Annotated in this window: 18 protein-coding genes; 13 read left to right on the top strand and 5 right to left on the bottom strand. The window is 42.5% G+C overall.

Annotated features, from left to right (window positions below):
• The first annotated feature begins 281 nt into the window (after window positions 1-281).
• From ACEQ1T_RS12695 to ACEQ1T_RS12635, 13 genes are all read left to right on the top strand, one after another.
• Window positions 282-650, top strand: a complete 369-nt coding sequence (locus tag ACEQ1T_RS12695; protein ID WP_206839333.1) for a DUF2750 domain-containing protein — start codon at window positions 282-284, stop codon at window positions 648-650.
• An 85-nt stretch (window positions 651-735) separates the two neighbouring features.
• Window positions 736-1,500, top strand: a complete 765-nt coding sequence (locus ACEQ1T_RS12690) for a LysR substrate-binding domain-containing protein (RefSeq protein ID WP_370223192.1) — start codon at window positions 736-738, stop codon at window positions 1,498-1,500.
• A gap of 790 nt (window positions 1,501-2,290) precedes the next feature.
• Complete coding sequence (locus ACEQ1T_RS12685) at window positions 2,291-3,010, top strand: GntR family transcriptional regulator (RefSeq protein ID WP_370223190.1); 720 nt, start codon at window positions 2,291-2,293, stop codon at window positions 3,008-3,010.
• Window positions 3,011-3,214: 204 nt separating this feature from the next.
• Window positions 3,215-4,300, top strand: a complete 1,086-nt coding sequence (locus ACEQ1T_RS12680) for an ABC transporter substrate-binding protein (RefSeq protein ID WP_206839336.1) — start codon at window positions 3,215-3,217, stop codon at window positions 4,298-4,300.
• A gap of 16 nt (window positions 4,301-4,316) precedes the next feature.
• On the top strand, window positions 4,317-5,393 hold the full coding sequence (locus tag ACEQ1T_RS12675) for an ABC transporter ATP-binding protein (protein ID WP_370223189.1): 1,077 nt from the start codon (window positions 4,317-4,319) through the stop codon (window positions 5,391-5,393).
• A 5-nt stretch (window positions 5,394-5,398) separates the two neighbouring features.
• Window positions 5,399-6,316 (top strand): ABC transporter permease, encoded by a 918-nt coding sequence (locus ACEQ1T_RS12670; RefSeq protein WP_206839339.1) that lies wholly within the window; start codon window positions 5,399-5,401, stop codon window positions 6,314-6,316.
• Window positions 6,313-7,113: an ABC transporter permease gene (locus ACEQ1T_RS12665; protein WP_206839340.1), complete on the top strand. Its 801-nt coding sequence runs from the start codon at window positions 6,313-6,315 to the stop codon at window positions 7,111-7,113. Before ACEQ1T_RS12670 ends, ACEQ1T_RS12665 begins: the two co-directional genes overlap by 4 nt.
• 15 nt (window positions 7,114-7,128) lie before the next feature.
• Window positions 7,129-7,452, top strand: coding sequence for a (2Fe-2S)-binding protein (locus ACEQ1T_RS12660; protein ID WP_206839341.1), 324 nt, complete (start codon window positions 7,129-7,131; stop codon window positions 7,450-7,452).
• Window positions 7,442-8,521, top strand: coding sequence for an NAD(P)/FAD-dependent oxidoreductase (locus ACEQ1T_RS12655; protein ID WP_206839342.1), 1,080 nt, complete (start codon window positions 7,442-7,444; stop codon window positions 8,519-8,521). The genes ACEQ1T_RS12660 and ACEQ1T_RS12655 overlap by 11 nt, the downstream gene beginning before the upstream one ends.
• A gap of 20 nt (window positions 8,522-8,541) precedes the next feature.
• Window positions 8,542-8,880, top strand: coding sequence for a (2Fe-2S)-binding protein (locus ACEQ1T_RS12650; protein ID WP_235192236.1), 339 nt, complete (start codon window positions 8,542-8,544; stop codon window positions 8,878-8,880).
• A complete protein-coding gene (locus ACEQ1T_RS12645) occupies window positions 8,881-9,954 on the top strand; it encodes an NAD(P)/FAD-dependent oxidoreductase (RefSeq protein ID WP_370223187.1) in 1,074 nt (357 codons plus the stop codon).
• Window positions 9,955-10,041: 87 nt separating this feature from the next.
• On the top strand, window positions 10,042-10,374 hold the full coding sequence (locus tag ACEQ1T_RS12640; RefSeq protein ID WP_206839344.1) for a DUF1904 family protein: 333 nt from the start codon (window positions 10,042-10,044) through the stop codon (window positions 10,372-10,374).
• 15 nt (window positions 10,375-10,389) lie between these two features.
• Window positions 10,390-11,517: an FAD-binding oxidoreductase gene (locus tag ACEQ1T_RS12635; RefSeq protein WP_206839345.1), complete on the top strand. Its 1,128-nt coding sequence runs from the start codon at window positions 10,390-10,392 to the stop codon at window positions 11,515-11,517.
• A 54-nt stretch (window positions 11,518-11,571) separates the two neighbouring features.
• Here ACEQ1T_RS12635 and ACEQ1T_RS12630 read toward each other — a convergent pair whose 3' ends face one another.
• From ACEQ1T_RS12630 to ACEQ1T_RS12610, 5 genes are all read right to left on the bottom strand, one after another.
• Entirely contained in the window at window positions 11,572-11,709 is a 138-nt protein-coding gene (locus ACEQ1T_RS12630; protein ID WP_019380521.1) for a YvrJ family protein, read from the bottom strand.
• A gap of 80 nt (window positions 11,710-11,789) precedes the next feature.
• On the bottom strand, window positions 11,790-12,008 hold the full coding sequence (locus tag ACEQ1T_RS12625; RefSeq protein ID WP_370223186.1) for a DUF2922 domain-containing protein: 219 nt from the start codon (window positions 12,006-12,008) through the stop codon (window positions 11,790-11,792).
• Between the two features lie 43 nt (window positions 12,009-12,051).
• On the bottom strand, window positions 12,052-12,270 hold the full coding sequence (locus ACEQ1T_RS12620) for a DUF1659 domain-containing protein (RefSeq protein ID WP_206839350.1): 219 nt from the start codon (window positions 12,268-12,270) through the stop codon (window positions 12,052-12,054).
• Window positions 12,271-12,334: 64 nt separating this feature from the next.
• The gene (locus ACEQ1T_RS12615; RefSeq protein ID WP_206839351.1) at window positions 12,335-12,838 is read right to left on the bottom strand and encodes a sigma-70 family RNA polymerase sigma factor; all 504 of its coding nucleotides are present in this window, start codon (window positions 12,836-12,838) and stop codon (window positions 12,335-12,337) included.
• A 195-nt stretch (window positions 12,839-13,033) separates the two neighbouring features.
• Window positions 13,034-13,846, bottom strand: a complete 813-nt coding sequence (locus ACEQ1T_RS12610; RefSeq protein WP_206839352.1) for a hypothetical protein — start codon at window positions 13,844-13,846, stop codon at window positions 13,034-13,036.
• Window positions 13,847-14,247: the final 401 nt, after the last annotated feature.

Genomic DNA, 14,247 nt, shown 5'->3' with positions numbered 1-14,247 from the left:
CAAATATATCCTTTTCAGTGACTATCCTCCAATTGAAACCCATTTACCGGTAGGTAAATAGCTATGAAAATCTAAGAAATCAGGAGTAATCGGGTGTGTACGTTTCTTTTATTGAGGGAGGTTAGTTGAATAAGGGTATTTGGTTAATTTATCATGACTGGATTTTGAATTGTAAGAAAGGAAGATCATGTAACTAACTATGCTCGGAAATGAAATAAAAGTAGTAACTTTCTATATAATTTGATATATTTTTAAATAATTATCGTAAAGGAATGGCTAATATGAAATTAATTAAACGATTTATTTTAAACCGACCAGCTGAAAAGCGGCTTGCATATTTTTATGGTATGGTTGCAACGGATGAACAGGTGTGGTTACTACGTGATGAAAATGGCGATCTATTATGCTTAGAAGATGATGGGGAATATGCATTTTTACTACCTGTTTGGCCAAGCAGGAGCTTTGCTGAAATGAAGGCTGCCAATTTAGATGAGTCATACGAAGCGTTCAACATTCCAATTTCAAGTTTTTTAGACGATTTACTAGTTGATATTGAAAATGACGGTGGTGCCACAGCGGTTTTCCCCAACGAAAACGATACAACCATTCAAAAACGTGATGAAATAAAGGAAATGATTAGCAATTTATAGCAAAAAAATGCTCACATTAAATAGGAAACTGTAATAAGTGAGTTCAATCCTTTTGTAGAATTTGAGTATGTTATCTAACTAATGGGTGCAAGAGTTGAAGATCAGGGCTGTCATTTTGGCGGGTAAGCGCTTTTTAACTCATGTCCAAAGTATTCTAGACAAATTGGACGAAGCTCGCAGTGCCGTTCATGACAATGAAAATCTAAGTGGCACCCTAACGATAAGTGCCAACGAGGTTCTTTGCGCCTATCGTCTTCCAACTGTCTTCCAGCTATTTCGTTCACGCTATCCAGGAGTTCGTCTCATCTTCCGATCTGTCCCAAATCAGGAACTCAAGCAAACGCTCTTTGAGGGAACCGCGGATGTCGTCTTTATGCTGGATGAAACCATTCTCTCAACGGGGCTTACAGTGGAACCGTTACTAAAAGAAACTTTCCGCTTTTTCGTCGCTCCAGATCATCCTCTCGCGAAACTAACTGTACTACAGCTGGAAGATTTTCACGGAGAAGTGTTCCTGGTCAATGAAAAAGGTTGTACCTATCGAACCATGTTTGACCGGTCATTTGAGAAGAAGGGCATTGATGATATTACTTATTTAGAGTTTCAAAATGCCGAAGCCATTAAACAATGTGCAATTACGAGAATCGGCATAGCCTTTCTTCCGGAAATAACAGAGGAAGCCGAAGTTGAACGGGGTGAACTTGTTGCTCTACCATGGCAAATTCCGGACTTGCACGTATATACACATATGGCATGGCATATAGACAAATGGCTTTCACCAATCATATTATCTTTCATAGAAGCAGCAAGAGAAGTTATAGCTATTGAGGAGGTGAATAGAACTGCTTAGCCTATTCAGCGATATTTCGTTGGCAAACTAATTGATACTTTCTATCAGGAAATGTAATAATAAGGCATCTGGGTGTGATAACTAAGATGCTATACTTATACTCCTATATAAATAATGAGGTATTTTTGTAGTTTTATTTAATAGAAGGTTCTAACAGCCACTCACTAAGGTAAGAGTTTCACTTAAACTATTCCACCCCGTTACTTTAAGTATATTTCTTCACAAGCTCTTCAAAATATTAACATAGATACCCATTTTTCTTAAAGGTATTATTCAGCAATTTGGCCCTATTGTTGTATCGCCATGGAGGGCTCATGAGGCCCAAAATGGTTAGGGTTAGAGAGCAGAGGAAATGGTCGTCATGGAGGGTTCATGAGACCCAAAATGGTTGGAGAGCAGAGGAAATGGTCGCCATGGGGGGTTCATGAGACCCAAAAATCATTAAGTACATAAATTCCATCTTCATAAGGGGTAAGGAGAATTGATCTCTGGTAATAAAGACGAAATGCCGAATCAAGCCAGCAAAATGGGAGTTAATCAAAGGGAATAAAGACAAATCCCGAAGCCAGTCATCAGAAGGGGCGTTAAACAAAAGCAACAGTGCTGAAACTAGGCTATTAGTTAAAACTAGGGATAAATCAGATCCTTGTGTGTACTGAACAATACTGTAAATTATATACTCGTTCTAAATATTAAATTTTCAAAAAATATTGACAACTATCCAAAAAACAGTTAAATTATAAAATAATATAAAGTTATAACATTATATTCTTTCAAGGGAGATACATAGATGCAGATAGATAAGAGTTTACATATACCCCTATATAGACAAGTAGAACAGATTCTGGAAGAGAAAATCATATCCGGACAATGGGAGGTTGGGAGCCAGCTGCCGACTGAGCAGGAGCTGTCAGATCGATTCGATGTCAGCACCATTACGGTTAAAAGAGCTGTGATTGAGCTTGTGAATAAAGGTTATCTCTTCAGACAGCGTGGCAAGGGAACCTTTGTATCCGGAGCTGCTAAAGAGCAGGACCTCAATTCCATTATTTCGCTTTCCACCGGTTCGGAACAGGAACATCCGCATGAAATGCTGAGCTTTATATATGAAACAGCAGGTTCTGAAATTGCGCAGAAGTTAAGGATTGATCCTGAGGATGAGGTGATCAAAATTGAGAGATTAAAAGTGGAAAACAATGATCCTCTCGCGCTGGAATATACCTATCTTCCGGCGGATAAATGTCAGGGGCTTACACCTGAGATGATCAATAACGACTTAATTTTTAACATCTTAAAAAGTAGATTCCATATAGCGCTAAACCGGGCTAAGGTATTTATCCGGCCTTATATTCTTCCCAGTCACCAGGCAAAGCTGCTTCATGTGGAACCGGGCACTCCGGTGTTTGAGTGGGAGCGTACTACATACACAAAGCAGGAAGACATCATTGAGTTCTCCAAATTCTATATCCGCAGTGATAAAGAGGTTTATTATACAGAGGTTCAATTGTAAAAAAAATTGCTGAAAGCCCATAGGACAATTTATAAATATAAAAGATATAAAGTTATAATATTATATCTTTATATTTTATATAGAAATCAATCTCTTTCTATAGATTGATCTAAATTATAAAGGGGGTATCGGTTTTATCAAGTCTTCATCTTAGAACAGCTCCTTAAGTTCACGAAAGCAAAAATAAACGAGGGGGAAAATGAGTTGAAAAAGAAAGCTTATTTAATTGTATTGCTTTGTTTATTGCTTGTCACGGCTGCAGGATGCAGCGGCCAAACAGGAAGTTCTGCTGATGAAGGATCAGGAAAAAGTGATGAAAAGACACTTGTCTTAGCGGCATATGGAGGAAGCTATGAGCAAAAGATGAAGGAGGACTTGATCCCTAAGTTTGAGAAAGAGCATGGCGTAAAGGTGAAATATATTACGGGAAGCTCTGTTGATACCTTATCCAAGCTTCAGGCACAAAAGGATAATCCTCAAATTGATGTAGCTTTCCTTGATGATGGACCTCAAGCTCAGGCAAAGGCGTTTGGATTGCTGGCACCATTGGATGAAAGTGTTGTTACGAATCTGGCAGATGTCTATGATATTGCAAAAGACAAAGATAATGTTGGTGTTGGATTTGGAATCATTTCAACCGGCTTGGCTTATAACAAGGATGTCTTCGAACAGAATGGCTGGGAACCGCCTGCATCATGGAATGATTTGGCCGATCCGAAGTATAAAGGAAAACTCGTACTGCCTTCCATTGCCAATACGTATGGAGTTCATTTTCTGCTCATGACTGCGATTGCCAATGGCGGAGATGAAGAAAACATTGAACCAGGCTTTGAAAAAATGAAGGAAATTGCCAAAAACGCGATCACTTTTGATAAAACGGCTGACGTATCCAACTACTTCCTGCAAGGGCAGACAGTTGCAAGTGCATGGGGAAGCAGCCGGGTGTTTACCCTTCAGGATAGCGGATTCCCGATTGAGTATGTCATTCCGGAAGAAGGGGCTCCAGCCTTGATGGCCACGGTCAGTGTGGTGAAGGATGCTCCAAATGGGGATCTTGCTCAGGAATTTGTCAATTTTGTTCTGGATGAAGAAGCACAGCTTCTATTTGCCAACTCCTTGTTTGACGGTCCGGTTAATAAGAATGTGAAGCTTGAAGGAGACATCGTCGATAAGGTGGCTTATGGGGAAGAGGAGATTGCCAAATTGATCAAAGTTGACTGGGAAACTGTTAATGCAAAACGGGCAGAGTGGACAGAACGGGCCAATAAAGAAATCGAAGTAGCCCATTAAAAGAGAGGGGAAACGAATGAGTTACTTAAGCCTGGAAAACGTGGTTAAGACATTTAATAAAACAGAAGTCGTTAAAAAGCTCAGCCTTGACATCCAAAAAGGGGAACTGGTCTCCTTTTTGGGGCCTTCGGGCTGCGGAAAAACGACAACACTAAATATGATCGCCGGATTTTTGGAAGTGGATGGCGGGAAGATTGAGGTGGACGGCAAACCCGTTCACCTGCTTCCTCCCAATAAAAGAGAAATGGGCATGGTGTTCCAAAACTATGCTTTGTTTCCGCACATGACGGTTTTTGATAATGTCGCCTATGGGCTTAAGCTCCGTAAAGTGCCAAAAAGTGAAATCAGCAAAAGGGTGTTTGAAGCATTGGAGATGGTTCGTCTGGCTGGCTATGAAAAACGTTATCCAAAGGAACTTTCCGGAGGGCAGCAGCAGCGTGTTTCATTGGCGAGGGCCCTGGTCATTAAGCCGAAGGTCCTTCTTCTGGATGAGCCATTGAGCAATCTTGATGCCAAGCTTCGCCAGGAAATGCGTGAAGAAATTGTTGATATCCAAAAGCAGGTGGGGATCACAACGATATTTGTCACACATGACCAGGAGGAAGCATTGGCCATATCGGACCGTATTGCGGTCATGTATGAGGGCCGGATTGAACAGGTTGATGATCCGGCATCCATCTATAACCATCCAAAGACTGACTTTGTGTCTCAGTTCATAGGGGAAGTCAACCACATCCAGGGGAAAGTCCTGGAAACCTATGAAAATAAGAAATGCAAAATGCACTTTTTTGGGAATGAACAGATTGTTTCAGTCCCATCTGTAAAAAATTCCGAAGTTCACTTTTTCATCCGGCCGGAAAAAATCCAAATCGCTTTAGCCGGATCAAATGAAAGAAATGAGGCTTTTCAAACCAGGGTGGAACGTAAAATGTTTCTCGGAGCCAAGACAAGATACATTTTGAAGGTGCAAGATCGGCATCTGATTGCAGATATTTCCAATACCGTATTAAATCCTACCGAAATTAAAGAAGGAAACAGTGTCTACACGTATTGGAACCCTGAAGACCTGTTGCCTTCCAGAATGGCGAGGTGAATCACATGCAAGCCGGAATCGGAACGGAACATGACTTATTGCTTCAGCAAAAGAAAAAGAATTTGAATAAAAAACGGCTTGATACGTGGCTGCTTTTGCTTCCGACGCTGGGAATCTTCATTTTCTTCTTCTTGCTGCCATTGTTTTTCTTATTTATTACAAGCTTTAAAAATTTTGATGCGAGCACCGGAGTGGGTAATGAGTGGACACTCCAGAACTACATCAAGTTCATGTCAGATCCTTTTTACCTTGGAGTAGTCTGGCGCACGGTGAAAATCGCTCTTTTAACAACATTGATTACGATCATTATCTCTTACCCGGTAGCTTTTCAGATTTCCAGGTCAAAAGGAAGAGCCAGAAATTATTTAACCCTTCTGGTGCTTTCCCCGCTTCTGATCAGCATGGTTATCCGCTGCTACGGCTGGGTGATTCTTTTATCCAACAATGGTGTAGTCAACAATACACTATTAAAGCTGGGCTGGATAGATCAGCCTTTAACCCTCTTATACACCGAATTGAGTGTGGTCATTGGGATGGTTCATGTATTATTTCCGTACATGGTGCTGAGCATCATGGGTTCACTCGAAAAAATAGACCCTTCTGTCATCAGAGCCTCGCAGAATCTTGGGGCCAGCTCCTTCAGAACTTTCTTTTCCATTTTGCTTCCGTTAACCTTGCCTGGTGTTTTTGCCGGATCGGTTATGGTGTTCAGCTTAAGCGTCAGCTCATTTGTTACACCTGCCATTTTAGGCGGCCCGCAGGTGAAGGTTATGTCCTATTTAACGTATGAACAAGTAGCTGTGATGCTGAACTGGCCGTATGGAGGCGCAATTGGCTTCCTGTTAATCCTGATTGCCACCATTACCATCATCGCATACAGCAAAATCCTTGCCAGGTCTGAGAAAGGAGTGGCCATACAATGAGCAGGAAGCTGCCCAAGTATTTCTTTAATTTTGTTTGTATACTGGTTTATATTTTCCTGCTGGCTCCCATCGTGGTTGTATTGCTTTCTTCCTTAACGACTACCGAATACATTGTATTCCCGCCAGAAGGCCTGACCCTCAGATGGTACACAGAATTAATTGAACATCCGGAATTTATGCAGTCCTTTACGCTGAGCATTATTGTGGCGTTCGGAACCGCCATTATTTCCACCGCCATTGGCACATTGGCATCTCTTGCGGTCGTCCGGCGCCAATTTAAAGGGAAGTCAGCGATTGTTCAATTAGTGGGTTCGCCTCTCTTGATTCCATCGGTTGTGTTTGGTGTGGCTCTCTTGCAGTTTTACTCATGGATTGGTTTGGCTGCGAGCCCGCTTGCATTAATTTTGGGTCACATCATCTTAACAGTTCCTTTTGTGATGCGCCTGGTTGTTGCCAGTTTAGTAGGTTTTGACCGTTCTATCGAACAAGCGGCCCTGAACCTTGGTGCAGGCCCGATGAAGGTTTTCTTTCAAATCACTCTGCCGATCATTAAATCAGGCGTGATAGCCGGAGCCATTTTTGCCTTTATTACTTCATTTGATGATTTAACAGTTGCCTTATTCATTGTCAGCACTGACGTTGTGACACTGCCAGTGCGGATCTACACATACATGCAATATCAATATGATCCGATTATTACATCCGTATCAAGCATCATGATTCTTTTCACTGTCGTATTAATGCTCATAATTGAAAGAGTGCTAGGTGTTGGGAAAGTGTTTTCCTCGAAAAATTAGATAGGAGAGGTCTTTATGCACATTGAGAAACATCCCGTTCTGGGCAGGCAGCTTCAAAAGCCTGTAACCATTTATTTCAATGACCAGCCATATCAGGCCTATACGCAGCAATCTGTCGCTGCCGCGTTAATGGCAAATGGAATTAAGAAATTGGGTGTCAGCCGAAAGCTGGTCCAATCCAGAGGATTATTCTGTTCGCGGGGGAGATGCTGCAGCTGCTATATGACCATTGATGGGGAGGACCATGTACGGAGCTGTATGACAGAAGTTGAAGATGGCATGCGAATATACCCGAATATGGATGATCCCGAGATAAGGAGAGAGATTGATGAAGACTGATGTACTGATCATTGGAGGCGGTCCTGCAGGTCTATCAGCAGCAATTGAGACAGCATCAAGGGGACTGGATGTAACCATTGTTGACGAAGCTTCCCAGCTTGGCGGGCAGCTAAACCAGCAGACTCAAGTGATGCGTCAGCTTCCATCTGTATATGAACCTATGCGTGGCTTTGAATTGGCCAATAAACTAATTGAGCAAATTAAGGGTTGTAATGTAAGACCGCTCCTTAATCACCGTGTGGTTGGATTTTACGCAGATGGAAGTGCCGGAATTACCGATGAAGATAATGTATTCCCGGTAAAAGCAAAAAAGATTATTGTGGCTTCCGGAGCGGCTGAAAAGGCTGTGGCATTTCCAAAATGGACCATGCCGGGGATTATGACAATCGGTGCTGCACAGACAATGATCAATCGTGATTTTGTGTTGCCTGGGAGTGAAGCTGTTATTGTGGGCTCAAGTGATTTTGCCATGGAAACGGCAATGCAGCTGATGGCTGTGGGCACTCGGGTGAAAGCGATCATAGAAAAACAAAGTGAAGCTTTAGCAAAAGAGCAGGAAAAAGTGAGTGAACTGTCAAGGAATGGAATTCCATTTTATTTTAATAGTTTTATAAAAGAAGCAAGAGGAAATGGGCAGGTGGAACAGATTGATATTGAGCTGCCGGATGAAGTCATAACCCTGAATGTAGACCTCGTTTGCATTGACGGAGGCAGGGCACCTATACTGGATGTATTTTACCAGCTGGGCTGTTCCTTTGGGTTTCTAGAAGAGCTGGGCGGCTGGGTTCCGCAATATAATAATAGTTTACAAACCGGCAGAGAGGATGTATTTATAGCCGGGAATGCGGCTGGCATCAGCACCCAGGGTCCGTTGCTTTTAACAGGAATGATTGCCGGCATCAGTGTAAGTGAAGAACTGCAGGCAATCAGCCATGCAGAGGCCAATGAGATGAGAGAGGCACTTTGGAAAGAACTCGGATTATTGGAGTACAGAGAAGTGTATAGCGGAAGAGTCAAGCATCTCGAGAACTTCGCAAGCCCGGTACTGAAAGATCAATTTATCTCCTAGATAGGAAAAGAGAGAAGAAGGTGAATAAGTTGGATAAAACGACGATCATCTGCAGATGTGAAGAAATCAGCTGTGAAGAAGTGGAAGAGGTTATCAGCAATGGTGGAAGGACCTTTGATGATGTGAAGAGGATTACCCGATGCGGAATGGGTCCTTGCCAGGCTAAAATCTGCACCAGCATGGTGGCAGAAATTATTCACCAGCAGACTGGGCTGTCACCTTCAGAGATTCCGCTGCCGAGAATGCGGATGCCGTTATCCCCTATTAAGCTTGAAACACTGGCAACGAACAGTACATCCTTTAGTACCGTCAAGTCTGTTCTTGATGAGGTGGAATTGGAAGAAGGGAAGGTGAGGTAATTGGAAACCAATTATGAAACAATTGTTATCGGAGGGGGTGTAGTGGGCAGCGGAATTGCTTACCACCTTTCTGAGCGGTACAAAGAAGGCGTGCTTGTGCTTGATAAAAAATACCCCATGTCAGGAACATCCGGATCCACCCAGGCCTGGGTATGGGTACATAATAAAACACCTTCCTGGTATGCGGAATTTAATATGTACAGTGCCGAACTCTATCCTTATCTGTCTAAAAAGATCGGGGACGTTGAATACAAGCGGACAGGAGGGCTATCGCCTTTTTTCAATGAAAGTGACCGTGAAAAGGCACAGAAGCTCGCGGAATCCTACCGGAAAATCGGCATCAAAATTAAAGTATTATCCAGAGAAGAAGTTCTCGAAAAAGAGCCCTATATGAATCCGGAAGTAGCAGGGGCTACCTACAGCTCCATTGATGGCAATGTCAATCCATTTCGCTTGATTGATATGTACATGCGAGCAGCTAAAAGAAATGGCGTCCAGTATTCTACTTATAATAAAGTAACAGAGATTAAAAAGCAGGATGGAAAATATTCAGTTATATCAGATAAGGGTGCGTTTGAATGTAAAAACCTTATTCTTGCTGGCGGAACCTGGTCAAGAGAAATCGGTGACATGCTTGGAGTTAAGATTCCAGTCAACCAATTAAGAGGGCAGATCCTGGTGTCTGAACCATTGAAGCCTTTCTTAAATTTTACAATCAGCGGATTAAGGCAGGCAAACAATGGGGAAGTTCTGATGGGGTATTCAATGGAAGAAGCAGGCTTTAATCGGGCAACAACTCTTGATGTGATTCAGGAAACAGCCAATATGGCAGTCCGTTATGTTCCTGGATTAAGAAAAGCCAAAATTGTCCGCGCCTTTTCCGGAATCCGGGCCATGCCTGAGGACGGCTTTCCGATTCTTGGTAAAGTACCCGGTCATGAAAACCTGTATGTAGCAGCGACCCATAGCGGAGTTACACTTTCTCCCTTAATAGGAACGTTAATAACAGAATTAATCGTGGATGGAGAAACATCCATACCAATCGACAGGTATTCTTTAAGCAGATTTGGTTAGAGTGAATGTTATTAAGTTATAATATTATAACTTTTTTATTCCAGTTGTCAGGAAAAATATTATGTAAATTAAATTGGAGGAAACAGGATGCCGCATTTGTTTATAAGGGGAATTTCAGTGGATCAGACGAAGGAAATCAGTACACAGCTGGTGAAGGATTTGGCTGAGCTTTGTGACTGCGGAGAAGATAACTTTACATTGGAGGTTTTGAACTCAACCTTTGTGTTTGATAAAAATGAAGTTCCAGCATATCCATTTATAGAAGTAAAATGGTTTGACAGGGGCAAGGCAGTTCAAAATCAATTTGCCGGGATTGTTTCGAATCATGTTCAGTCGCTTGGAGTGCAGGAGGTAGAAGTCGCATTTTCAGCCTTTTTAGAGGCGGATTATTATTTGAATGGGAAGAGTTTTGCGGATTAAAGGGGGAGTTCAACCATGAAAATAGCAGTCATAGGCTCCGGGATTGTCGGTTCAAGTTCAGCCTATTACCTTTCAAGGGAGGGTGCAGAGGTAGTCATTATTGATAAGGCACATCAGGGACAGGCAACTGCAGCAGGCGCAGGAATCATCTGCCCGTGGATTTCCAGAGTAGATCATAAAGACTGGTACACCATTGCAAGAAGAGGCGCTCTTTACTACCCATCTTTAATAGCCAACCTAAAACAAGATGGAGAAGAGGATTTTGGATTTGGAATGGTAGGAGCTCTGGCAGTCAGCAGCAGTTCGGATGAACTGGATGCGATCGAACAAAGTGTCCGGCAAAAAAAGGCTGAAACGCCTGAGGTTGGGGAGATTACGAGATTAACAGCAGAGGAAGCCCGGGAACTTTATCCGCCGCTCCGTGAGGATCTGCAGGCTGTCCATGTTACGGGTGCAGCGAGGCTGGATGGCAGGCTGTTAAGGGACGCCATGCTAAATGGTGCAAAAAAACATGGTGCTGTATTACTTGAAGGTGAAGGTGACCTTGTATTTCATAATAATAAGGTTACAGGAGTAAAAGTGAACGGGGATGTCATTGCTGCCGATGCAGTTATCGTTACTGCCGGTGCATGGGCTAAAGACTTACTTGCCCCGTTAGGCATTGATCTTAAAATCGAGCCTCAGCGCGGACAAATTGCCCATCTGAAAATGGACGGTATGGACACCTCCAGCTGGCCGGTTGTCCTTCCGCAAAGCTCTCATTATTTAGTGGCTTTCGACCATTCCAAAGTGGTGGCTGGAGCAACCAGGGAAACGGGATCCGGGTTTGATTATAGACTTACTGCGGCAGGTGTGAAAGAAGTGCTGGATGAAGCATTAACAGTTGCACCAGGATTAGCTGAAAGCACACTAAAAGAGGTAAGAATTGGCTTCCGCCCGGCTGGGCCAGATATTTTGCCGCTGCTGGGTACGGTTCCAGCTGCAGAGGGGCTGGTAATCGCAACAGGATTAGGGGCTTCAGGGCTTACTATGGGACCTTACGTGGGCACCCTGGCTGCAGATCTTGCTTTGAAAAGGGAGATGGAAATAGATCTGTCACCTTATGATCCATTAAGAAAAGGCTTGGAAGCAGAAATAAAGTGAATTTAATAAGCATAAGCTGCCATACTGTTTTAAGGCAGCTTATTTGTTTTTTTCCTATTCCTTCAGACGATCCGGCAAACCCTGAATGGAAGACACCACAACATCAAGCTTCGCTTCGATCCGGTTCAGCAAAAACAATGTGACAACGATCGGGAAGCCGAGTTCGCTGATCAATGTAACCATCTGTTCCATGGCAGCTGCTCCTTTCTAGTGAATTCATTTTACCCCATTGTAAAAAATGGCCGGGTTCCAAGGAATCCGGCCACTGCACCTTACATTAATTCATAATCAGTTACATTATGCTCAACCAATCTGGCGCTTTCCGCTGAAACCAAATCACCGCCATTGCCGTCAAAAGCATTGGCAGCAATGATTTGTTCCATGGCTGCTTTCACAGCTGCAGGATCAATCGGTTCGATTGGGTTATCAACGGATAGTTTCGTTGGCTTGCCCAGTTCTGACAGAAAAGTCATTTCTAATGATTTCGCCATTTTTATTCCCTCCTTTATGTTTAAAGTATTTTAATAGAATGAATTAGCCCAGAATTTCGAAGCTGTCATTTCTATTAATTCCAGCCAGCGGATAGATGCTTAGTCCAGAGATCGCTTGTCCCACTGTGAAAAGCTGGTCTGCTGTTGCCGATTGTTTTACGCCGCTGTAGGTTTTGGATTTGTGGATTGGCTTGCCCTGCCCGTTAAGGCCTGTTTCAAACACCAGGCGAAGTTTGGAATCAGTGATAATTGCTTGTGCCATGTTGTTCACCTCCTTTCACCCTCTATATACATATTGCTGGGAGATAAGGACAGGGTAAATTTGATTAATCTTCTAAAAAGCGATTATTTTTCATTATATTTTTCAGCTTCGCACGGGCACCCTGCCGCCAGTTTTTGACTGCTGACGGGGTGACTTGTTCTTTTTCAGCTATTTCCTTTACAGACATCTGATCACATAAAGTATACTGCAGCCATTTCATTTGATTGGGAGTTAATAGCCCGCATCTTTTTAGCAGCTCGTGTGCAAGATCTGTGGAGGGGAATGATGAGGGGTCTTCAATAAGTTCCCAGAATTCATCTTTCGGATAGAAACATTGCTGGCTTTGTTTATGTTGTCTTGTTAATTCGTTCATGATATTTCCTTTTATCATACTGTAAGCATAGGAAAGCAGGGTCCCTTTTTCAGCGTCATGATTTTTCCACGCCTGCCATAGTGTAATTAATCCCAGCTGGTAGAATTCCTCTTTGTTTTTATAGATGTTCAGACTATGCATGATTTGATGAATTATCCTCTCATATTGTGCTTCTAACTGTTCAAAACTCTCCATGAATTCGGTCCCTTCAAGGAAAGCGCGCTCTCTATGTTTTCCCGGGTAGTTCAAACATAGTCTGTTAACCAAATTTTGGCGAATCAAGTAAAAGTCCCAGATCAGTGAGTTAACCCCCCTAAGTCCGGAGTTAAGGGGTCTAAGTCCGGACTTAGGGGGTATAACTCACGAAAAACGGGTAGTTAGCCTGTTTTTTTATTTTTTGTAAAAAAAATTCATGAAGAAGTCATTTTCTTCAGCCAAAAATCCCAATTCAAACAAATCCTCAAAGTACATTTCTTCAAATTTCTTAGTCAAGATTCCATAGAAATAAGCGACAGGATTAGCAATGGCGCGGGTTTTCATCTTCCTGATCAGCTGCTTAAACGAATGGATGGCTGCAGCCAAAACAGCGTTTACTCTTTGGTCACAATTGTTTTTATAGGCTGCTATGGATGCCATTCTCCAAAACTCCTCAATTTGCTTTGCTTCCGGAAAAAAGGATTTTACAGTGCTGGTAAATGATTGTGGTACACGATCACTTGTATAGGTGTGATCAAGGACGTTTTCGTTACGTTTATTAATCTTTTGATTTTTATTAGCTTTAGAAAGATTAATGGTTTTATTAGGGTGGTCCAACTTTTCTTTCTTAGGTGGTTCACTCTTGGGAAAACGATTAAAAACATACAAATTACTGGACTGGGACCCGTTTTTTCTTTCGGTTTCAAGAACAGTGATAATCCCTGACTCTAATGCTTTGACAATCATCCTTTTAAAAGTGGATCGGGAAATTCCATTTCCGTTATATTCTTCGTGAATGGCTTTTAAAACGGTGGCGATTTTAGCATTGGAGACTCCAGGGATTTTCGCAGCAAAACGAACCAGCCTCTTTAAACCAACCAGTTCACCTTTTGAGAACTTTTTCTTATGCACCGAAAGCCACATCTCCACATGCGCATTAAACTCCGTAAGATCCTTAAATTGGGAATATCCTTCAAATTGCTCAATACTGCCTGATTTTAAATTCATTTTAATGCACCACCCTTTCACCTTCTAAATACAAAGGATGGGAGGGAAAAGACAGGGGCTATTTGGGGGATTGTGAAGGAATCGTGAACACGGCTGATTTTTGAAATAGCTATGGAAACATGGCGGCGAAATTACAAAGCTTCAATGGAAACGGTCGCCATAAGAGGTCTGTGACGACGAAACTCGAAGGTCCCCAGTCAAAATGGTCGCCATGAGAGGTCTATGAGGACGAAACTTGAAGGTCCCCAGTCAAAATGGTCGCCATGAGAGGTCTATGACGACGAAACTCGAAGGTCCCCAGTCAAAATGGTCGCCATAAGCGGTTAATGACGACGAAAAATCGGAAGCTCAATTAAAATCAGTCGCCAATACCTAAAACTTATTATCACCACTTTTCCTAT

This window comes from Cytobacillus sp., assembly GCF_964223445.1.
Lineage (GTDB): Bacteria > Bacillota > Bacilli > Bacillales > Cytobacillaceae > Cytobacillus.
The sequence above is the reverse complement of the archived record's forward strand: the minus strand, read 5'-3'. Positions and strand labels throughout refer to the sequence as shown.